The organism is Schaalia sp. lx-260, from assembly GCF_021083645.1.
Taxonomy (GTDB): Bacteria; Actinomycetota; Actinomycetes; order Actinomycetales; family Actinomycetaceae; genus Pauljensenia.
On record NZ_JAJNRQ010000004.1, the window covers coordinates 55463 to 76221 of the forward strand.

Below are 20759 nucleotides of genomic sequence, written 5' to 3' on the forward strand. Positions count from 1 at the left end.
GTCTAAATGACGTGCATAGATCACATCTTGGTGCCGGTGGAGCCCAAACGTTCACACGCTTCAACCACGCGAGCAGCCATACCAGCTTCAGCGGACTTACCCCATGAACGTGGGTCGTACATCTTCTTATTGCCGACCTCACCATCCACTTTGAGCACGCCATCGTAGTTACGCAGCATGTGCTCAACAACAGGACGAGTAAATGCGTACTGAGTATCCGTATCCACATTCATCTTGATGACACCGTTAGCAACAGCCAAAGCAATCTCCTCAGCAGTTGAACCGGAACCACCATGCATCACCAGATCGAATGGGCGATCATTGTGCCAACCAACCTTCGCCGCAACTTCTTCCTGAATGGTGCCAAGAATTTCAGGACGCAGCTTCACATGACCTGGCTTGTACACGCCATGAACGTTACCGAAAGTCAAAGCGGTCAAATAGCGGCCATTTTCACCAAGACCCAAAGCCTCAACGGTCTTCAAAGCATCTTCGGTGGTGGTGTAGAGCTTCTCATTAATTTCGCCGACAACACCATCTTCTTCGCCGCCAACAACACCGATCTCAACTTCAAGAATGGTGTTAGCTGCACGGGACAGAGCCAGCATTTCCTTTGCAATTTCCAGGTTCTCATCAAGTGGAACAGCAGAACCATCCCACATATGCGACTGGAAGATCGGTAAACGGCCGGCCTTTACTTCCTCAGCAGACAGCAGCAGCAAAGGACGCAGCCATGAATCAATATTCTGCTTTGCGCAGTGATCTGTATGCAAAGCAATGGTCACGTCATAGTTCTTCGCGACCTCGCGAGCATAAGCTGCAAGAGCCAGAGAACCAGTCACACGATTCTTAATGGTGGAACCTGATGCGTATTCAGCGCCACCAACAGAAACCTGAATAATGCCATCCGAACCTGCTTCAGCGAAGCCCTGAATAGCAGCGGTCACCGTCTGAGAAGACGTGATGTTAATGGCGGGGTATGCGAACTTGCCAGCTTTGGCGCGGTCAAGCATCTCAGCATAGGTTTCGGGGGTTGCGATGGGCACAATTGCCTCCTAATCGACACAACATACTGTCAGTACTCATTGTCCCACATTTACACGCAAAGGACGAGGTAAGAAGTCCCGATCATTAACTGCAACACACCACAACGAAAACACACAGCTCACAGATCAGCGGTTTTTCAGCACAACACACCAACCCCAGCTGCACTCATCATCCGGACCCTATTCTTCTGTACAAGTGTGCGCATCCACCCACGCCCACATCGCAATCGCCGCCGCATGTCCAACATTCATTGAACGTGTCGAACCCCTCTGCGGAATATAAAAAACACGCGAACACAACTCGATCATGCGTTCACTTAAACCATCCGATTCACCGCCGAAAACCATACACACAGGGTTAGGCATATCAGCCGCACGTAAAGGAACAGAACCGGGCACATTATCAATACCCACCAAAGTCACACCGCGCGCCGCACAATCATCAGCTAAAGCCTGAGCATCCTCCATATGGTCCACCCTCAAGTAGCGATCCGTCACCATAGCTCCACGCCGATTCCAGCGACGACGACCAACAATATGAACCCTGCTCACGCCTAACGCATTCGCGGTTCTCACAATCGAACCAATATTAAAGTCATGCTCTAAATTTTCAATCGCCACTTCAAAAGGCACACTACGTCGCGCAATATCCTCACGGATCGCCTCCATACGCCAGTAACGGTAACGATCCTCAACATTACGATGATCCCCATACTGCAATAAGTCGTGATCCCAGTGATCTCCCTCAGGAAAATCCCCTTGCCACGGTCCTACACCTGCTGGCACATCCTGCGGCAAAGGACCCACATCACTCACAGATTCACCAACACGCCCATCATTTTCATTCACGTCTTTACTTTAGCCTTTCCCCTCGCACACACAATTGCCACACAACACACGGCACGTCAATAGGATAAGGAACGCGCATAAAGAGAATTTCCTGCAACAGAACGACTACATTGGAGATATGACGCAAACACATGAAACACCTATTGCATTACATGAACTTCCACCAGTCACCGCGTGGCTTTCCGACATGGATGGCGTACTCGTCAAAGAAAACCGAGCATTACCAGGAGCACAGCAATTCCTGAACACACTTGAAGAAAACAACGTACCTTTCCTTGTCCTGACAAATAATTCAATTTTCACTAACCGTGATTTATCAGCCCGTTTAGAACGCTCAGGTTTACACGTACCCGAAGAACGTATCTGGACTTCAGCAAATGCCACGGCCTCTTTCCTTTCGCAGCAATCCCCTGAATCTACCGCTTTCGTTATTGGCGAGGCCGGTCTGACAACAGCGCTTCACGGAGCCGGCTACGTTATGACCGACCAAGATCCTGAATACGTGGTCCTCGGTGAAACACGTACCTACGATTTCAATGCCCTGACCCGCGCAATCCGCCTTATTGAAGGCGGAGCAAAATTTATCGCAACAAACCCTGATGTGACGGGGCCTTCAGATGAAGGGACGCTGCCAGCAACAGGTTCAATCGCCGCCATGGTCCAATCAGCTACAGGAAAACGCCCCTATTTTATTGGCAAGCCCAATCCCGTGATGATTCGGGCGGGTCTAAACAAAATCGGTGTCCACTCAGAAAATGCTGCAATGGTCGGTGATCGTATGGACACTGATATTCAAGCAGGTGTCGAAGCTGGTTTACGTACACACCTTGTGTTATCCGGATCGACTTCACTCGATCAAATCGAAAACTTCCCTTTCCGTCCTTTCGGTATTCATGAAGGTATCGGCGAATTAATTGAACTGGTCGAGGCCGCACACTAATCGCGCTTCACTCGCCCGTTCACAGGTGCTTCTCATCATGGGAAGCACCTTTTCATATGAGGTTACGGAGCAGCCCTGTGAGTTATCCGTACAGACCGAGGGCGGCAATGTATCCCTGTGACTTATCGGATTATCCACATGCGATGCTCCCCACTCAGCCCAGCAAGAACCTAGACTATGCTGATAGGTATGACACATGACTCTCACAAAGCCCGTCTTGCCGAATTGGTGAAAACTCTGGCAGTAATCCATGAGAAAGTTACCCTTGCCTCTGGCCGAGAGTCAGATTTCTATGTCGATATGCGACGCGCTACCTTGCATCACGAAGCAGCGCCGCTCATTGGTCACGTCATGCTTGATTTGCTGGAAGAATCTGGCTTTGCTCCCGGTGAAGACTATGTCGCTGTCGGCGGTTTAACTATGGGCGCTGATCCTGTTGCTGCCGCTATGCTGCACGCTGCTTCATCACGTGGCCTTGACCTTGACGCTTTCGTTGTGCGTAAAGCGGCAAAAGATCACGGCATGAAACGCCGCATTGAAGGACCCGATGTGGCCGGACGCAAAGTTATTGTCCTTGAAGACACTTCCACGACCGGTGGCTCACCTTTAGAAGCTGCACATGCTCTGCGTGAAGCTGGAGCTGAAGTTGTCGCTGTTGCTGTTATCGTTGATCGTTCCACAGGTGCACAGGAAAAAATTGAAGCCGAAGGTTTCCCTTACTTTTACGCTCTCAGTTTGGAGGATATCGGTCTGGCCTGACGTGGGCCTACCTCAGTCATTGGCTGCCCTGCTAGTCCCCTCATTCTGTCAGGTGATGAATTTTCATCTGAGTATGCGTGGGGGCACGTAAGTGCGGGGAAGCATATAACGGTAACACCATGTGGGGCGAAGGAAAGTCACTTTCTATCCCCTCAGATATGAGAACTGTGCAGGCGCATCAGTCGGATATGTAAAGCGCGCACAATCCCCTCGTTCTTGGGTTGAACTGATCTTCGTTCCGGGCGCGCGCCGACGAAAACGTGTAATCCCCGCACTTTTAGGCCAAGCACACTCCAGCTTTAACCTGCTCACATATGCGGAATATTCTTCACAACTGCCCGCGTCACCCAACGCGGAGCCAAACGCATAGCTCCCATCAGGACCTTATTTAATGGGTCAGGCGTTACCAAAACACGGCCACGACGCACTGCCGCTAATGTCTGCGAAACCACGCTTTGCGGATGGGACCACGCCCATGAAGGCAAATCATGTACTGCCACACCTGCATTCTCAAAGAAAGCGGTACGTGTCGGTCCAGGCATAACGCATGTCGCACTCACGCCTGTTCCAGATAATTCCATACTTAAACCTTCAGTGAAAGCTTTCACCCAAGCCTTATGAGCACTGTAAGTTCCCGCACCCGTTTCTGAGGCAACAGACGACACATTCACAATTGCCCCATGTCCGCGCTGAATCATTTGCCGCGTCGCGTGGTACGACAACACCATGACCGCATGAACCATCAGATCTAAAGCCCGCGTTTCACATTCAAGATCATTACTGACAAATGCGCGCCCTAAACCGTGGCCCGCATTATTTACCAGTAAATCCACAGGCTGATAGTTAATATCATGCGAGCGCTCCGTCAAAGTAAGGCGTTGGGCCACACGTGCAAGGTCCTTTGGGTCAGTAAGGTCTGCAACTATCACTTGTGTGCGCACACCTGCATGTTCATGCAGTTTGAGCGCAAGGTCGTGTAAAAGATTTTCACGTCGCGCCACAAGGATCACATCATGTCCCGCACGCGCTAATTGCCAACAGAATTCTTCACCTAATCCAGAAGTAGCTCCGGTTACAAGTGCTGTTCCCATACTTTTAGGATAGGCAGACTCGTGTGAATACGCGCTTTGAATATGCGGGTACAGAGTTCACGCCCGCATAACGTGACGCATAGCGTCAGGGAACAGCCTTTTATCTCGACTCGGCAGTGCGACAACCCCCACACTTAGGTGCCGCATAACAGAAGCAGAGGTTAGGCTGAAGGCATGAGAATAGCAACGTGGAATGTGAACTCCATTCGCACCCGAGTAGATCGTGTCCTCGCTTTTCTAGAACGTTCACACACCGATATCCTTGCCATACAAGAAATTAAATGCCGTCCCGATCAGTTCCCCAGCCAGCCTTTTGAAGAAGCAGGTTACTCTGTCGTTGCCCACGGCTTGAATCAGTGGAATGGCGTAGCGGTGCTTTCACGTTTGCCCATTATGAATGTGGAGACTTCTTTCCCGCATCAGCCAACTTTTGGCGAACCTCCCTGTGTAGAAGCACGCGCCCTTGGGGTGACAGTAAATATCGCAGGACAGACAGAACACGCAGGTCAGGAAAAACTTTTCACCATATGGAGCTTGTATGTTCCGAATGGCCGTGAATTGACGCACCCGCATTATGAGTACAAATTGCAGTGGTTGGCTGAGCTTAAACGACAAGGGCAATTATGGTTACATTCGCAACCTGATGCTCATATTGCGCTGGTTGGAGACTGGAATGTAGCGCCTTACGATGAGGACGTATGGGATATGTCAGTTTTTGCGGGAGCAACTCATGTTTCCCCTGCAGAACGCGCAGCATTTCAAGCTTTTACTGAGGATGGTTGGGTTGAAGTGACTCGTGGGCGTGCAGATAATTACACGTACTGGGACTATCAAAAACTACGTTTCCCACGAAATGAGGGGATGCGTATTGACTTCGTATATGCTTCTCCTGCTCTTACCAAGAAAGTAACGGGCGCACAGATTGATCGTGATGAACGCAAAGGAAAAGGCGCGTCCGATCATGTTCCTGTCATTGTTGATATCTCCTTGTAAAAGGAGTGTGTCAAAGGTTTTCAGGCGCGTATAAGGGTCTGGGCTTGTCTTGATCTTTCATATGGTGACGGGAAGTTCATCCACCTACAGGGCGCTGGCATAGGACAGGAGCACTGTGTTCATCTGTGACCAGTGCTCTTTATGCCATGCTCCGAAAGGCTCTGCCCCTAGGAAAACAGCTGCCACCTGATGGTCAGGGTCGATCCACATAAAGGAACCTGATACACCGAAATGACCGTATGAGTTTTCGCTGGCATTCAGCGGCATCCAGTGGGGGGTTTTCTGGCCTCGTATTTCTACGCCCAGTCCCCACGGGCATGGCGTGTGGCGGCCATATCCGGGAACAATCCCTGCAAGTTCAGGGAACTGGATGCTTGTTGCTTCACGGAATAGATCTGTGCTCAACAGCTGTGAGTCCCCTAATTCGCATGCGAAAAGTGTCAGATCTGTAATATTTGACATCCCTGAATGTGCGGGGCTGCCATCAACACGTGATTGGCTCATACCTAGAGGATCAAAAATATTCAGGTCAATCCAGCGTGAGGTGTCCACTCCTGCGCAGGCTTCCACATGTTCACATGCTTTTTCAATTCCAGCATTGGAATATATGCGACGTTTAAGCGGCTCTAATTGTGCAGTAGTGGAATCGAAAGGCAAGCCTGAGGCATGTGAAAGCAGATGCCGCATAGTTGCACCTTGGGGTCCTACTTCATCGTCCAGATGACACATTCCTCGGTCAACTGCGATCAGGCAGGCCCATGTTGCAATCAGTTTTGTCACCGAAGCCAAGGGGTAGACGTGGTTCACGTTGCCTGCTTGTGCGACTACCTGCCCTTGGCGTACCAGTGCCCACGTGTGGTCGAAAGGTGGAATCAGGTGGGCAGGAAGCAGGTCAACAGATTGCATATGTACATCATGGCGCACATAGGGCGGTTCCGCATACATCAGAACCACCCTATGAACATGCTCTTGGAAAGATCTGTAGTATCGCTCCCTAGTTTTCTCACAGGAACCTCAAGCCCCATTCTTGAAGCTTGCCGAACTGATTCAGGAGGGCCGCAGGTGTTATAGGAGGCGATCAGAACTGTTTCAGGTTTCCGCACGCTTATTTCCTTTATGTTGTTTTTGTCAGAAAAACAATGGGGAACGCAAGCGGAAATAATGATGAGAGCAACCAGAGGCACGCTCAGGATTTCACTGTCGTACTTCCAGTGATAATGCCTGAGAGTCCTCAGCACGTGTCACCACGATGGTATCGCCTTCTGTGACTTTATTTGCCAGTAGCAGACGCGCTAATGGGTCACCGATTTCGCGCTGAATAAAACGCTTCAACGGTCGTGCTCCATACGCCGGGTCATAACCACGTGAGGACACATATGCTTTCGCCGCGTCATCCACGTGTAGGGTAATCCTACGATCAGATAAACGTTTACCTAGATCAGCGACCATCAGATCAACGATGCTGTTGATTTCTTGAAGTGATAATGGGTCAAAGAAAACAATCTCATCCAGCCTATTCACAAATTCCGGTTTGAATGAGTGGCGAACGATAGCCATTGTTTGTTCGCGTTTTTCTTCTTCACCTAGTACGGGGTCTGCTAAGTATTGCGAACCCAGATTCGAGGTCAAGATGAGTACAACATTACGGAAATCAACGGTACGCCCTTGACCGTCCGTTAAACGCCCATCATCAAGGACTTGAAGCAAGATATCGTAAACTTCCGGGTCAGCTTTTTCTACCTCGTCAAGAAGGACTACACAGTACGGGCGACGACGCACAGCTTCAGTGAGCTGCCCACCTTGTTCGTAGCCTACATATCCCGGAGGGGCACCGACCAGACGCGACACAGAGTGTTTCTCTGAATATTCACTCATGTCGATACGAACCATTGCACCTTCATCGTCAAAGAGGAATTCTGCGAGCGATTTTGCCAGCTCTGTTTTACCGACACCTGTTGGCCCAAGGAATAAGAATGATCCTGTTGGACGGTCAGGATCTGCGATACCGGCACGTGAACGCCTCACCGCATGTGACACTGCGGCAACGGCTTTTTCTTGTCCTATCAGCCGTTGAGCGATTACTTTTTCCATATGGAGCAATCGTTCTGTTTCTGTTTGCAATAGTTTCCCTGTCGGAATACCTGTCCACGCTTGAACAACTTCAGCAATTTCAGTGGGACCAACTTTTTCAGCAATCATTGGTTCTGTTGCATCTGTTGTTCGCATATCCGTTGTATGCGCTTCATGTTCTTGCGCTTGAGCGATTTGACGCTCCACTGCGGGAATCTCACCATTTTGTAGGCGGCCTGCCTCGTCCCAACGGTTTTCACGAATCGCAAGGTCAAGGGCTGTACGCAGTTCATCGAGTTGGACACGTAAATCACCTACACGGTTATGTCCGGCCTTTTCAGTTTCCCATCGGGCAGTAAGGGCAGCGAGTTCTTCTTGCTCATCAGCAAGGTCAGCACGCAGTTTCATTAAACGTTCTTGTGTGGCGTTGTCTTTCCCATCTGGGTCAGATTGCGTCAGATATGATTCTTCCATCCGCAGACGATCAACGCTGCGGCGACGTTCGTCAATTTCAACGGGGCTGGAATCAAGTTCCATACGTAGACGTGAAGCTGCCTCATCAATAAGGTCAATTGCTTTATCAGGTAACTGCCTGCCTGTAATGTAGCGGTGTGACAACTGAGCAGCCGCCACGAGCGCACCATCAGAAATTGTCACTTTATGGTGCGCTTCGTATTTCGGCGCGATTCCACGCAAAATAGCAATCGTGTCCTCAACGGATGGTTCATCGACAAATACTTGTTGGAAACGCCGTTCTAAAGCAGGGTCTTTTTCGATATTTTCTCTGTACTCATCGAGCGTTGTCGCGCCCACCATACGCAGTTCACCGCGCGCCAGCATGGGTTTGAGCATATTACTGGCATCCATGGCACCTTCTGCTCCACCGCCTGCACCAACCACAGTGTGTAGTTCGTCAATGAAAGTAATGACTTCACCGTTGGATTGTTCGATTTCTGCGAGGACTGCTTTGAGTCGTTCCTCGAATTCGCCGCGATATTTAGCCCCTGCAACCATAGATGCTAAGTCGAGGGCTATCAGTCGTTTCTCACGCAGGGACTGCGGAATGTCACCTGCGACAATGCGTTGCGCAAGTCCTTCAACAACGGCTGTTTTACCGACACCAGGTTCACCGATAAGGACGGGATTATTTTTTGTACGTCGTGATAGTACTTGGATGACACGTCGTATCTGCGTGTCACGCCCAATAACGGGGTCTAGTTTTCCTTCACGCGCCATTTCAGTGAGGTCACGGCCGTATTTACTCAGGGCTTCATATGTTCCTTCCGGATTTGGGGAAGTCACTGGCAGTGGACGTAAATTGCGTAATGCATTTTCGAGGGCACTGACCGTTACGCCATTACGAGTAAGAATCTGACCTGCTTCGCTTGTGCTGGCTGTCAGAGCGATAAGCAGGTGTTCGGTTGATACGTACTGATCTCCGCCATCTTTTGCTCTTTTTTGCGCATCAGCAATGATGTGTGCGACATCAGTGTGGGTACGAGGCTGAGTAGTGTTTCCTATCTGTGAGGGGAGGTTGGCTAGCTCTTGTCGTACTTGCGCGCTTATGTGCTGCCGGTCCGCTCCGATTGCATCCAGCAGGGAGAGCGCGATCCCATCATGCTGTTCCATAAGTGCGTGAAGTATATGCGTTGCTGTGACTTCTGGATTTCCTGCGCTTTGAGCACTCTGGAGGGCTGAGGCGATAGCTTGCCCTGCTTTTGTTGTGAATGTGTCAGTCATCTTTCCCCCAGTTCTGTTATCTGAGCAGTCAGAAAGAGGAATGATGAAGGTTTTTATGGGTCATATTCGATTTCTGCCTGCATGTGGGTGGTGATTTTGTATTTTCACCACATCTTCATAAAGTTGAGTCTAGTACGCTCAACTTTCTTTTGCATGACGAAAATATAGGCTGTGGATAGCGGAATTCTTTTCCACAAAAGAACATTCACCTATCGCAACCGACACCCACATACACGAATGTCACGGCAAGAACATAGTCTCACCGTGACACTCGCACACATAACAAGCAGGTGACTCCTTAACGATGTTCACCTTCTACAAGTCCCCTATTTGCATACCATCGATAAATAAATGGTCGCAGGATACGCATAAGGAGCAAAGCCAGCAACAAGCTCAGCAGTAAGCGGTTAAGTAGCGCCCAATCAGAAACTATTGCGAAAAACACCTGAAAAATCATGTAAGAACCCATACTCACCATGTAAGTTACACGACGCATCATTATCACCTATGAAAAAATTGATGAAAGAACGCTTCCAGCTATCATCGTTCCCACCGAGCAGGTTAACGAATTACTATTACACCATTCCTGAATGCTCCGATAAATCTTCGCACTATTCGCTCTATTTAGCTGATAATTAGTGTTATTCACTAAACAAAAGAACTGTAGCAAATATAGTTGAATAAAGGCGATTTTTCATCAAACCTCCACAGACACATTCACATCATAATCACGAATAATTATTAAATAAATATTTAATTAATTCATGATTTTCGCCCACTATATCAACATACGAAACCCACGACACATTCCAGACAGGACGAAACCTAAAAAATACCTCAATGCTACACATTGACACGCAACGATAGGCCACCACATACACGAATGCCACGGCAAGAACACAGCCTCACCGTGACACTCGCACACATAGCGCGCCCCTAGCCGTCACCACCCCTTATAGAGCACAGCAATAAGGACACAGCCCATCTACTACATCTCATCACGATCAAAAACCACAGCCATTGGAGTTTGCTGACTGCCCTGACCCAACGGATTATCAGCAAATTGCAGCTCATAATGCTCAGCTGACAAACCCGCATGTAAACCTAAAACATTACGACCAATATCATTCGCATCCATCACGACAACCCCATCGAAAGTATCACGGAAAGATTCAGGGACCGCCTCACGAATAATCGCAGTTAAATGCTGTGCCACTGCATCAGGATCTTTCGGTGGCAACTTCGCCGATACATTCGACGGATACACCGAATACTCCGTAGGACCATCAATAGCACGCACATTCGCACCTGCTAAATCGTAGAAAACACCCTTTTTACCACGAAGCTTACCTACAACACTGCCAGCCGCAGCATACAAAATACGACCCAAACCAGCCTCATCAATTGCAAGCTGCATCGTCACTGGATCACCTAAACCAATACCAGCCGGCGTGCGCGTCACACACTTTGACAACTGTTTCGCAGCAAACGAAGGTTTCACTTCCCAAACAAACCACGAACGTCCCTGCATAATCGCAATGATTTTTTCTGAAACAGTGAGATTCCATCGGCGCCCCTGCGTAGCTACACGATCATCCTCATCACCCAAAGATTCCAAATCCTTGAAAAAATCCGTCACATAGCGCGTAATTTCCGTGTCCATATCACTGTCCGCAGAAAACTTTTCTGTCTGCAATGGATAACGACGCGATACTGTGCCATCAGGCAAAACAATATCCAACTGCTTGCCTTCATTTGCTTCCAAAGGAGTATGCGCATCCGGCGGCAAAAACTTGCCATGCTCAGACAAATCACGCGCATCATGACCCGCATCTAAGTCAGCGCCTAAATCGTCACTATCCAAATAGATACGCGCCCACAATTCCACATTAACTAAACGCCAGAACAGCATAGTCGAAGCATCATTACGCCCATTAATAAAATCATCAAAAGTTTTCAAAACTTCCGCTTGATTGAACCACGGACGCTGCCCAAAGGAACGCGAGGACAAAATATCAAAAATTTCACCCTTGATACGGCGGAACCATTCATCTTCAGGAGTAGTAAAACCAATCTTATTACGACGCAAACGAATAGAATCCGGAACCAAACCTGCTACCGCTCGACGCAGTACGTTCTTATTCCAACCGGAGGTAATAATCGCCTCATCAGAAAGAGAAAAGAGGAACTTCACCGTGTCCTTGTCAAGGAAAGGCACCCGCCCTTCCAAAGAGAAACGCATAGTATTACGGTCCTCATAGCGCAGCAGCGAAGGCAAAGAATTATGGAAAAGATCCTGAATCAGGCGCTCTTTTAAGTTATCGCGCACCACATCCATACGCTCATCCGCATAACGCTGTGCAAAATCTTGATTAAATAACGTATGCGCATGAACCGGCCTGCGGCGACGCACCTTATCCATCGCAGTAAAACGCCCCAGACGCGCCAGAACATCAGCGCTACGCGCCACTTCCGCCGCTAAAGCCGCATGACGACCCTGCGCGCGTAACTGTCGGAAATAGACGAAATAATACGGGATATAACCGGCCATCATTTCATCAGCACCCTGACCATCCAAAAGTACCGTGACAGATTTCGCGGCCTCACGCATCACTACATATTGCGCATAAGGACCCGTTGAAATAGTGGGTTCTTCCTGCGTGCGCACAAAATCAACCATGTCATTTTTGAACTGGTCCGCGCTTGGGTAAATCTTATGTGCCTGCACATGCCCTTCACATGCAGCCAAAGCATCATCCACATAGCGTTCCTCATCATTGAGCGAACCTGGGAAAACAGCAGAGAAAGTATTTTGACGCGCACCCACAGCCGAAGTGGAACGATCAGCGCCTTGTGAAAGCATTTGATTAATGATGAGGGCAACTGTTGTCGAATCTAAACCACCCGATAATGAGGTGCCCACAGGAACTTCAGATTGCAAGCGTTCACGGACAGATTCTACGAGGCGTTCTTGATACTCGCGCACAGTCTCCGCGTCTAAAGGACGATTAATCTGAGCAGCGGCGCGTAATTCCTCTTTCAGGGAAGTGTATGACGAGTACTCAATACCGTCTTCACTTACCGTCACCATTTCACCTGGCATGAGACGCGTAATTCCACGGAAGAATGTGCGCGGATTATCTTCATGAATACGGAAAGCTAAGTAGCGGTACACTGTGCGGTCATCAGCGCGACGTGCAACCAAACCGGTTGCAAGAATTGTTTTCAGTTCAGAAGCAAAGACAATATTTGGACCCTGCGTAGATGGCGCGTCCATTTGCTGTGACAAATCTGCGATGTACAGCGGCTTAATACCAAAATGGTCACGCGACAATGTGAGGACACGATCAACGCTATCCCAAATTGCCACACCCCACATGCCATCCATACGATCAAAAAAAGCCGACCCGTACGTGGCAAAGCCTTCGAGGACTACCTCCGTGTCAGAGTCCGTTCGCATATGCACGCCTGCGGCTTCAAGTTCTGCTCTCAACGGTAAGTAGTTGTAGCATTCACCGTTGTAGATGATGGTGTAACGACCATCAGCACTTGTCATTGGCTGAGCGCCACTTTCACGTGCCAAAATCGCTAGGCGACGGTGAGAAAGTCCCACACCTTCATCAGTGAACACACCTTGACCGTCTGGCCCACGATGACACTGACATGCATTCATTAATTCAAGAATGTCCTGTTTTAACCGAGGGTCATGACCGTAATAGCCACCGATTCCGCACATATCTTGCCGTCCTACTCTTTTCGTCTTTCTTGTGAACTATACGGGCTGGTCAGGAAAGAACCCACTGAGCAACGCATAAATTCGGATAAAGACACCGTCATCCTAGAAGCGTCATCTGATGATGCCAACAATATACATGGATTGCTACAATCTTAAACCTGCACGTATAGAATTTCGTCGCCTATTCACATGAAGCAACTTCACGACACCAACAACAGTAACAATAATTCCACACAGTCCTACAATAGAAGCCCACACAAATGCGCGCGTACCGAAATCAAGGATATTTTCCTGAGAGTAGAAACTCATCCCCTCCAAGGTAAAACTCCCCTCACCTTCACAGGTCAGCGCGTAGCTCCCCGCCTCCAAATCATAGATCTGAAAACCTGCCATTAGTGAGGTCGTTTCCATCGGATGCGCCACACCGTCCTGCCCTGTCATCGTGCAGGAATAGACATCAGGACGCGAAGCCGCCACAAAATACGAACCCGAAGCATCCACACTCACCATGTCACCATTATTCAATGTACGAACAGTGGATACCTTTTCCATAAGCGAGCCATTCACCATTAATGACCCCAAGAAAACCAGAGGAGCCACAAGGAACATGACGAACAGGCCCAACACCACAATCCACACCGAAGGAGCACGTGAAGGCAACGAGGGGCCAGAATACGCTGGAGCAGCATACAGCTGATGCCCCACGGGAACACCAGTTGGCCCACCCTGAAATTGAGGAACAGGTAACGGACCCTGCGGATTCACCTCACCATATTGAGGCCAAGGCGTTGAACCTGCACCATCATTCCCCTCATATGTTGAAGAATGAGCCGAGGCGTGAGCACCCTCCTGTGAAGGGCTGACACGTCGGCCGTAACGTGGTTCTTCGGAAAGATCAGCCATAAAAGTACGCCTCCTGCAACATGGGAATGCACATCCATTAGACCACACAATAGCGGGGAAAAGGTGAGCCGCGCAGCCTAAGAGCTACACGGCCCACACATGAGAAACGTTCACACTGTCACATCACATATGTCATATGTTCCATGCCAACAGGTGAACCTTTCTGAACCGTCAGATAAACACCAGTCGCACTGCCCGCAAAAGTATCGACTCAATGAAAATCTGACACACCTGATTCACATTCACTGACCGTTAAACGTGAATTCTCGGTCAAACCCTTCGCCGCTCACGCCGACCGTCACAACCTGCCCCGCAACAATGTCACCGAACAAAATACGCTCAGACAAAGCATCCTCAATGTCACGTTGAATCGCTCGACGCAAAGGACGCGCACCCAAAACAGGATCAAAACCACGATCAGCTAACAAAGCGCGAGCCTCATCTGTGAGCTGAAGTTTCATATCCTGAGCTTCCATACGGATCGCAAGCTGAGCAATCATCAAATCAACGATCTGAGTGATCTGTTCCTTCGTGAGCGGTGGGAACACGATCGTGTCATCCACACGGTTCAAAAACTCGGGACGGAAATGCTGCTTAAGTTCTTCTGCAACTTTCGCTTTCATCCGCGAATAATCATGCGTCAAATTATCAGCAGACTGGAAGCCCGTCAGAACACCTTTATTGATATCCCGCGTCCCCAAGTTCGTTGTCATAATGATGACAGTGTTCTTAAAGTCCACTTTACGACCCTGCGAATCAGTCAAACGACCTTCTTCAAGGATTTGCAATAGGGAGTTGAAAATATCCGGATGCGCCTTTTCAACCTCATCAAAAAGAACAACACTGAATGGACGACGACGAACCTTCTCGGTCAACTGGCCACCTTCATCATAGCCAACATAACCCGGAGGAGCACCGAACATACGAGAAGCCGTGTGCTTTTCAGAAAATTCCGACATATCAAGCTGAATCAAAGCATCCTCATCACCAAAGAGGAACTCAGCGAGCGCTTTAGCTAACTCAGTCTTACCCACACCCGTCGGGCCAGCAAAAATGAAAGAACCACCCGGACGTTTCGGATCCTTCAAACCGGAACGTGTACGACGAATCGACTGGGATAGTGCTTTAACAGCCTCATCCTGACCGATAACACGCTTATGCAGTTCTTCTTCCATACGCAAAAGTTTCGCGGATTCTGTTTGCGTCAACTTAAAGACTGGAATACCGGTAGACATCGCCAAAACCTCAGCGATTTCATCTTCCGTTACCTCAGCAAGCTCATCAGAAGCCCCGCCCTTCCATGCTTCCTCTTTATTTTGACGTTCCTGCGTTAAAGAGGACTCTTCATCACGCAACGAAGCAGCTTTTTCAAAGTCCTGATCGTCGATAGCTGATTCTTTTTCACGACGAACCTGCGCGATCTTCTCATCCAATTCACGTAACTCCGGTGGCGCAGTCATACGCGCAATATGCATACGCGCCCCAGCCTCATCCATCAGATCAATGGCTTTGTCCGGCAAGAAACGATCTGAAATATACCTGTCAGCAAGCTCCGCAGCTGCTTCAATTGCCCCATCAGTGATAATCACACGATGATGAGCTTCGTAACGATCCCGCAGCCCTTTCAAAATCCCCGTGGTTTCAGCAACGGAAGGTTCTTCCACTTTCACAGGCTGGAAACGACGTTCCAAAGCAGCATCTTTTTCAATGTACTTACGGTACTCATCGTTTGTTGTTGCACCGATAGTTTGAAGCTCACCACGGGCAAGCATAGGCTTTAACATCTGAGCCGCATCAATTGAACCTTCAGCAGCACCTGCACCAACCAACGTATGAATCTCGTCGATAAACAAAATAATGTCACCGCGTGTGCGGATTTCTTTCAGAACCTTCTTTAAGCGTTCCTCAAAGTCACCGCGATAACGTGAACCCGCTACCAAAGAACCCATATCCAATGAGTAAATCTGTTTATTCTTAATGGTTTCAGGGACATCACCATGAACAATTGCTTGCGCTAAACCTTCAACAACCGCTGTCTTACCAACACCAGGTTCACCAATGAGGACAGGGTTATTTTTTGTGCGCCGTGAAAGAACCTGCATGACACGTTCCATCTCAGTACGGCGACCAATAACGGGGTCCAGCTTGTTTTCACGGGCAGCCTGCGTAAGATTCCGTCCAAATTGTTCAAGAATCGCAGAATTAGCGCGCTCTGGTCCTGATGCTACTCCGCCACCTACGCCTACACTTTCGCGGCCTTCACCATCAGTAGCACGCTGGTATCCGGACAACAGTTGAATCACTGTCTCACGTAACTTACTTAAGTCAACATCAAGCTTTGCTAACACCTCAGCAGCAACACCTTCGCCTTCTTTGAGCAAGCCCAATAAAAGGTGTTCCGTCCCAATGTAATTGTGTCCTAGTTGCAAGGCTTCACGTAAAGATAATTCAAAAACACGTTTCGCACGTGGAGTGAAAGGAATATGCCCTTCCACTGGCTTTTGACCTTCACCAATTGCGTCAATCACGGCAGCGCGCACATCGTCACGCTTCACCTCAACCATCTCTAAAGCTTTCGCAGCAACCCCTTCACCTTCAGTGATGAGGCCCAGCAGTAAATGCTCAGTTCCAATGTAATTATGGTTCAGGCTTCGCGCTTCATCCTGCGCGAGGACGACAACTCGCCGCGCTCGGTCAGTAAACCTTTCAAACATGATGTGCCCTTCCCCTCTCAACTATGTCAGCTTTTCTGAGCCACATAGCGCTGTTTATATAGCGCCTCAGTGATATGCAGATACGTTCCGACACTTTCATTGATTACAAGCCTAAAGGTCCGCGCACATTGATGCGTCCGTGTTCACCCAGAGCGTGAAAAGAACACCCTACATGCACACATCACTGCCACTCGTGTATCGACAAAGCTATACCGGCAAGGAACACATCACTGCGGTCACGCCCGCAGGCCACCAGCCACAACTCACGCTTCAACAAGCAAAGTAAACGGCCCATCATTTACTAAAGACACATCCATCATCGCGCCAAAACGCCCCGTTTCTACATGTAAACCACGGTCCCGTAACCCACGGACAACGGCCTGCACCAAAGGCTCCGCATAGTGACTTGGCGCAGCATGGCTCCACGAAGGACGACGGCCTTTACGAGTATCCCCATACAATGTGAATTGACTGACGACAAGTACAGGCGCTCCAGCATCTTGGAGGGATACTTCACCCTCTAATATCCTTAATTCCGCTATTTTCCGTACAATCGTGTCAACCTGAGCAGGCCCATCCGTATGCGTCACGCCAATAAGAGCAAGCACACCGGCACTTTCAATTGCCCCAACAACTTGCCCATCTACTGTCACACTCGCCTGCTTCACACGTTGCAATACAGCCCGCATAATTTACTGACCCCCTGAGGCGGCAACGACACCGCCTCCGCCAAGAGCTGGAGTATCAGGACGACGTAAAAGCGGATTACGTAAATTCGCGCCTGGCCGCTCACGTGGAGACACTGACGATTTCCCATCCAAGGGGACAATCAGTTCCTGCGCTGCTGCTACACCATCAATATCAAGTACTGCATCTGCAGGCACATTACGCGCAATGACAGCAAGAGCAATCGGACCCATATCGGCATGACGTGCTGATGATGTCACTCGCCCAACGACACGCCCCCCGAAAGTGATACGCGCTCCCGAAGCGGGCAGATCCCCTCGGAAACCGTCAAGTTGCAAGAAAACACAACGACGAGGTGGCCGCCCTAAGTTCAGGACACGGGCCACAGATTCTTGACCGCGATAACAACCTTTCTTGGTGTGAACGGCTGTCCGTAACCAGTCCAGTTCTGCCGGGATAGTGCGTTCATCAACTTCGGAGGCAATATCAGGTTTCCATGCAGCTACTCGCATCGCATTCCATGCAAGAAAACCAGCCGGCCGTCTTTTCTGGCCTGCTGCAATCCACTCATGCGCAAAAGTGTGCGCAGCATCTTGGGTGACAACATGAATCATCATGTGTAGGCCACTGGCCGGATGATCGCCAGAAAAGTAGGAAGCGCCTCCATCAAGGACACCTGGCCACGGGTCTTCCCACGTCATCAGGTAGCCAGCACAGTCCGTGATTGCTTCGCGCGAGCGCTTATGAGCCGTTGAAAATAGGCGAATATCTTCACGGATACACACGTGTACGCGGAGCATGAACTGCATAGAAATTAGCCACTGAGCCAGTTTTTCCGCGTGAGAACGAGCGGTAATGAGCCACGTATTTTCGCCGTCATCCAGTGCGGCAGCCGCATATTCAATGTGACCATTCGGGTCCAGAATCAGTATTTCCCGTGAATCTCCCGGACCCATTCCTGTGACATTTTGAGAAGCCAACGAGGTCAACCACGTCTGTCGGTCAGGCCCGCTCACAACAACAGCTGCAAGGTCTAAACGGTCAAGAATGCCTTCCCCTGCTTCAATTGCCCATTGTTCACCTGAAGGATCACCAAAATGTAAGGGAATACCTACGGTTATTTCTGCAGCATCATCACATACTATCTGCGGATGAGCGTGAAAAACTGTGCGTGGAATGTTCAATGTCATTTTTTAGCGTTCCAATGTCGGTGAGGTGGAAAATCCTGCGGTGTTTGTGTGTTCTGTGCCTGATGTGGCAGGAGCAGCATATGCTTCCTCAGGTTCTTCAGATATGCGCATAAGGCGGCCTGATAGTTCCACCGCAACTTCTGCGCCTGCGCGTGTACATTCCTGTGTCCACATCATTTCACCATTCACAAGCCCATACATCCGCCCTAGGTGCGTAATGTCATCAGCCTGCGGTGCGCGCGCGATCGCATCAGAAACAAGCTGTACTCGCGGACCCACAGACACACCGGCCCAAAGCGTGCCCAGCCCTGTTGTTGTCGCACTCGTTCCCATCAGTTCTCTGGGAGCGTACTGCCCAGGAGCAAGCGTTGTTACATCAACTTGTCCGGGAAGTAAGTGAATATAGGATGTTTCTTCCCATAGAATGTCACTTTCGTCCATAAGGCTCAAAGCTGTATGCGCATCCCATACGGGGTCAATACTCATACCTTCACGTACCTGCGCGTAACGAATTGTTGTTGTCATACGCATGTAGTCGCCAACGATGTCGCATCGAATTTCTTCTATCACAGGCTGGTCGTCTGATGCCTCAGGATCGTTTTCCTCATTGGCGTGTTCTGCTTCCCCTGCTTGTGCGCGAGGGGAGGTTTGCGCGGGCGCGGATGTGTCGGTGAGGAATTGGGCGCTATACATTCCCCAGCCTTTCCATGAACCAAGCATCCATGCAAGAGGCGCAAGACTCGCAGGCAGATTATCTGGAATTACCATCATGACTACTAGGGTACCCAGTACAGGAATAATCGCCACGCGAGCCAATACACCTACAACCGGCCTGTGTTTTACCTTCGTGTGGTTTTGTCAGGTTTAACCGAGGCGGATCAAAGCATAGATCGGGAATGTGGCGGTTAAGAAAATAAGTGCTCCGATAGCTGCTGCGCGAGAGGTGCTACTGGCCCACCGTTCAGCAAATAAGCGGTCAATTACTGTGACAACAACAGCGACAGTGCCACCAAGGAGTACACCTAAAATCACAACTCCAACATGAAGTGACGTACCTGCGCCGAAAGAAAGTACATGCATTACCGCGTTGATCCGTGAGGTTTGGACTGCTTGAGCAAAAAACATCATTGAACCTATACCTGCGGCGATAGTGCAGGTAAAACAGCAGAGGACATTAATCCACTGGCGAGAGCCTAAACGCATTGCCCATGAAGCAGTAATCACTGTAAAAGCAGTGAAGGGAATAGCGAAAGCCCACCGCGGTGACACGCTCATTCCGGTCCAAGTTGAGCCACTCATTGCGATAAGGAGACCTGTTACTGAAGCCACGATTGTCGCGGTTGTTGCTTGCGTAGGCCATGTGGGGCTAAATCCGACATGTGTTGATATGCGCTTAGTGCCTGCGGATTCTCCACGTGAAAAAACCTGTGAATGATCTATGGGACGTGGGGCACTTAAAACCTCAGCAATAAGTACAAGGACTACAAGGAGCGCCGTTAATAGTGTGATCCAATAGAGGTCTTTCACTACAGATACCGCGACATTGGACACAAGCGCACCAAAAACAATACCTGCCTGACCAAAGACAGATGTGGGGGTGCCTGTCAGTTGCGGCCATTGCAGTGCTAAAAGAATGGCTGCTAGGACAGGTATGGTCAACATGAGCCAGTGCCCGTTCGAGATAATCGAGGTGAGGGCAGCTACTATGCTCAGCACAGTTACTGTCATCGGGCCAGCAGTTGCTGGGCGGATGAGGGTTGTGTGAATAAATGATTTTTTGTGCGCCTGAGCACGGGCACGACGAGAAATACCTATTTCGGCCTGCATATTTTCGGGCAGGACCTTCCGTGTATCATCCGCTTCCACGTATGTATCTTTACATAGGTATGCGCTTGTTTTCGTTTATTCTCCACAAAATTTTTTCCCAGTGAGCATTCACGCATATATCGTCGTAAGATAGGCAGGCACCGAGTCGCTAAGCCCCGGGCTCCACACTCTGCCGCTACGAGCGGCCTTCGCGCCGACAGGCGCTTTCGGCTCG

16 protein-coding genes are annotated in these 20759 nt (G+C 49.6%); 3 read left to right on the forward strand and 13 right to left on the reverse strand.

Translation table 11 applies throughout. The features are described 5' to 3' along the window. Positions 1–20 precede the first annotated feature (20 nt). Together fbaA and LRP57_RS05835 are read right to left on the reverse strand one after the other, a co-directional pair. The gene (gene fbaA / locus LRP57_RS05830) at positions 21–1046 is read right to left on the reverse strand and encodes a class II fructose-bisphosphate aldolase (RefSeq protein WP_231205600.1); all 1026 of its coding nucleotides are present in this window, start codon (positions 1044–1046) and stop codon (positions 21–23) included. A gap of 180 nt (positions 1047–1226) precedes the next feature. After that, positions 1227–1895 (reverse strand): TrmH family RNA methyltransferase, encoded by a 669-nt coding sequence (locus LRP57_RS05835; protein WP_442984710.1) that lies wholly within the window; start codon positions 1893–1895, stop codon positions 1227–1229. A gap of 118 nt (positions 1896–2013) precedes the next feature. Here LRP57_RS05835 and LRP57_RS05840 point away from each other — a divergent pair, with 118 nt between their 5' ends. Together LRP57_RS05840 and pyrE are read left to right on the forward strand one after the other, a co-directional pair. Further along, on the forward strand, positions 2014–2835 hold the full coding sequence (locus LRP57_RS05840; RefSeq protein ID WP_231205601.1) for an HAD-IIA family hydrolase: 822 nt from the start codon (positions 2014–2016) through the stop codon (positions 2833–2835). 189 nt (positions 2836–3024) lie between these two features. Beyond that, a complete protein-coding gene (pyrE, locus tag LRP57_RS05845; protein WP_231205602.1) occupies positions 3025–3594 on the forward strand; it encodes an orotate phosphoribosyltransferase in 570 nt (189 codons plus the stop codon). Positions 3595–3902: 308 nt separating this feature from the next. Here pyrE and LRP57_RS05850 read toward each other — a convergent pair whose 3' ends face one another. Further along, on the reverse strand, positions 3903–4685 hold the full coding sequence (locus LRP57_RS05850) for an SDR family NAD(P)-dependent oxidoreductase (protein ID WP_231205603.1): 783 nt from the start codon (positions 4683–4685) through the stop codon (positions 3903–3905). A gap of 174 nt (positions 4686–4859) precedes the next feature. Here LRP57_RS05850 and LRP57_RS05855 point away from each other — a divergent pair, with 174 nt between their 5' ends. Continuing rightward, entirely contained in the window at positions 4860–5678 is an 819-nt protein-coding gene (locus LRP57_RS05855; protein ID WP_231205604.1) for an exodeoxyribonuclease III, read from the forward strand. A gap of 84 nt (positions 5679–5762) precedes the next feature. Here LRP57_RS05855 and LRP57_RS05860 read toward each other — a convergent pair whose 3' ends face one another. From LRP57_RS05860 to LRP57_RS05905, 10 genes are all read right to left on the reverse strand, one after another. Next, positions 5763–6623, reverse strand: coding sequence for a serine hydrolase domain-containing protein (locus LRP57_RS05860; RefSeq protein WP_231205605.1), 861 nt, complete (start codon positions 6621–6623; stop codon positions 5763–5765). A gap of 249 nt (positions 6624–6872) precedes the next feature. Further along, entirely contained in the window at positions 6873–9488 is a 2616-nt protein-coding gene (locus tag LRP57_RS05865; RefSeq protein ID WP_231205606.1) for an ATP-dependent Clp protease ATP-binding subunit, read from the reverse strand. Positions 9489–9786: 298 nt separating this feature from the next. Continuing rightward, entirely contained in the window at positions 9787–9984 is a 198-nt protein-coding gene (locus LRP57_RS05870; RefSeq protein WP_231205607.1) for a hypothetical protein, read from the reverse strand. Positions 9985–10476: 492 nt separating this feature from the next. Continuing rightward, the gene (gene asnB / locus LRP57_RS05875; protein WP_231205608.1) at positions 10477–13224 is read right to left on the reverse strand and encodes an asparagine synthase (glutamine-hydrolyzing); all 2748 of its coding nucleotides are present in this window, start codon (positions 13222–13224) and stop codon (positions 10477–10479) included. Positions 13225–13368: 144 nt separating this feature from the next. Then, positions 13369–14127 carry a hypothetical protein gene (locus tag LRP57_RS05880; protein WP_231205609.1) on the reverse strand — a complete coding sequence of 253 codons (759 nt, stop codon included), beginning with the start codon at positions 14125–14127 and terminating at the stop codon, positions 13369–13371. Between the two features lie 242 nt (positions 14128–14369). After that, entirely contained in the window at positions 14370–16841 is a 2472-nt protein-coding gene (locus LRP57_RS05885) for an ATP-dependent Clp protease ATP-binding subunit (RefSeq protein WP_231205610.1), read from the reverse strand. Positions 16842–17104: 263 nt separating this feature from the next. After that, the gene (dtd, locus tag LRP57_RS05890; protein WP_231205611.1) at positions 17105–17530 is read right to left on the reverse strand and encodes a D-aminoacyl-tRNA deacylase; all 426 of its coding nucleotides are present in this window, start codon (positions 17528–17530) and stop codon (positions 17105–17107) included. A 3-nt stretch (positions 17531–17533) separates the two neighbouring features. Next, positions 17534–18718: a CAF17-like 4Fe-4S cluster assembly/insertion protein YgfZ gene (gene ygfZ / locus LRP57_RS05895; protein ID WP_231205612.1), complete on the reverse strand. Its 1185-nt coding sequence runs from the start codon at positions 18716–18718 to the stop codon at positions 17534–17536. Positions 18719–18721: 3 nt separating this feature from the next. Then, complete coding sequence (locus LRP57_RS05900) at positions 18722–19489, reverse strand: FABP family protein (RefSeq protein WP_231205613.1); 768 nt, start codon at positions 19487–19489, stop codon at positions 18722–18724. Positions 19490–19582: 93 nt separating this feature from the next. Continuing rightward, a complete protein-coding gene (locus tag LRP57_RS05905) occupies positions 19583–20545 on the reverse strand; it encodes a hypothetical protein (protein WP_231205614.1) in 963 nt (320 codons plus the stop codon). Positions 20546–20759: the final 214 nt, after the last annotated feature.

Coding starts and splice junctions, on each gene's coding strand:
- LRP57_RS05840 (WP_231205601.1), top strand. CDS start 2,014: ATGACGCAAACACATGAAACACCTATTGCATTACATGAACTTCCACCA.
- pyrE (WP_231205602.1), top strand. CDS start 3,025: ATGACACATGACTCTCACAAAGCCCGTCTTGCCGAATTGGTGAAAACT.
- LRP57_RS05850 (WP_231205603.1), bottom strand. CDS start 4,685: ATGGGAACAGCACTTGTAACCGGAGCTACTTCTGGATTAGGTGAAGAA.
- LRP57_RS05855 (WP_231205604.1), top strand. CDS start 4,860: ATGAGAATAGCAACGTGGAATGTGAACTCCATTCGCACCCGAGTAGAT.
- LRP57_RS05860 (WP_231205605.1), bottom strand. CDS start 6,623: ATGTATGCGGAACCGCCCTATGTGCGCCATGATGTACATATGCAATCT.
- LRP57_RS05865 (WP_231205606.1), bottom strand. CDS start 9,488: ATGACTGACACATTCACAACAAAAGCAGGGCAAGCTATCGCCTCAGCC.
- LRP57_RS05870 (WP_231205607.1), bottom strand. CDS start 9,984: ATGCGTCGTGTAACTTACATGGTGAGTATGGGTTCTTACATGATTTTT.
- asnB (WP_231205608.1), bottom strand. CDS start 13,224: ATGTGCGGAATCGGTGGCTATTACGGTCATGACCCTCGGTTAAAACAG.
- LRP57_RS05880 (WP_231205609.1), bottom strand. CDS start 14,127: ATGGCTGATCTTTCCGAAGAACCACGTTACGGCCGACGTGTCAGCCCT.
- LRP57_RS05885 (WP_231205610.1), bottom strand. CDS start 16,841: ATGTTTGAAAGGTTTACTGACCGAGCGCGGCGAGTTGTCGTCCTCGCG.
- dtd (WP_231205611.1), bottom strand. CDS start 17,530: ATGCGGGCTGTATTGCAACGTGTGAAGCAGGCGAGTGTGACAGTAGAT.
- ygfZ (WP_231205612.1), bottom strand. CDS start 18,718: ATGACATTGAACATTCCACGCACAGTTTTTCACGCTCATCCGCAGATA.
- LRP57_RS05900 (WP_231205613.1), bottom strand. CDS start 19,489: ATGATGGTAATTCCAGATAATCTGCCTGCGAGTCTTGCGCCTCTTGCA.
- LRP57_RS05905 (WP_231205614.1), bottom strand. CDS start 20,545: ATGCAGGCCGAAATAGGTATTTCTCGTCGTGCCCGTGCTCAGGCGCAC.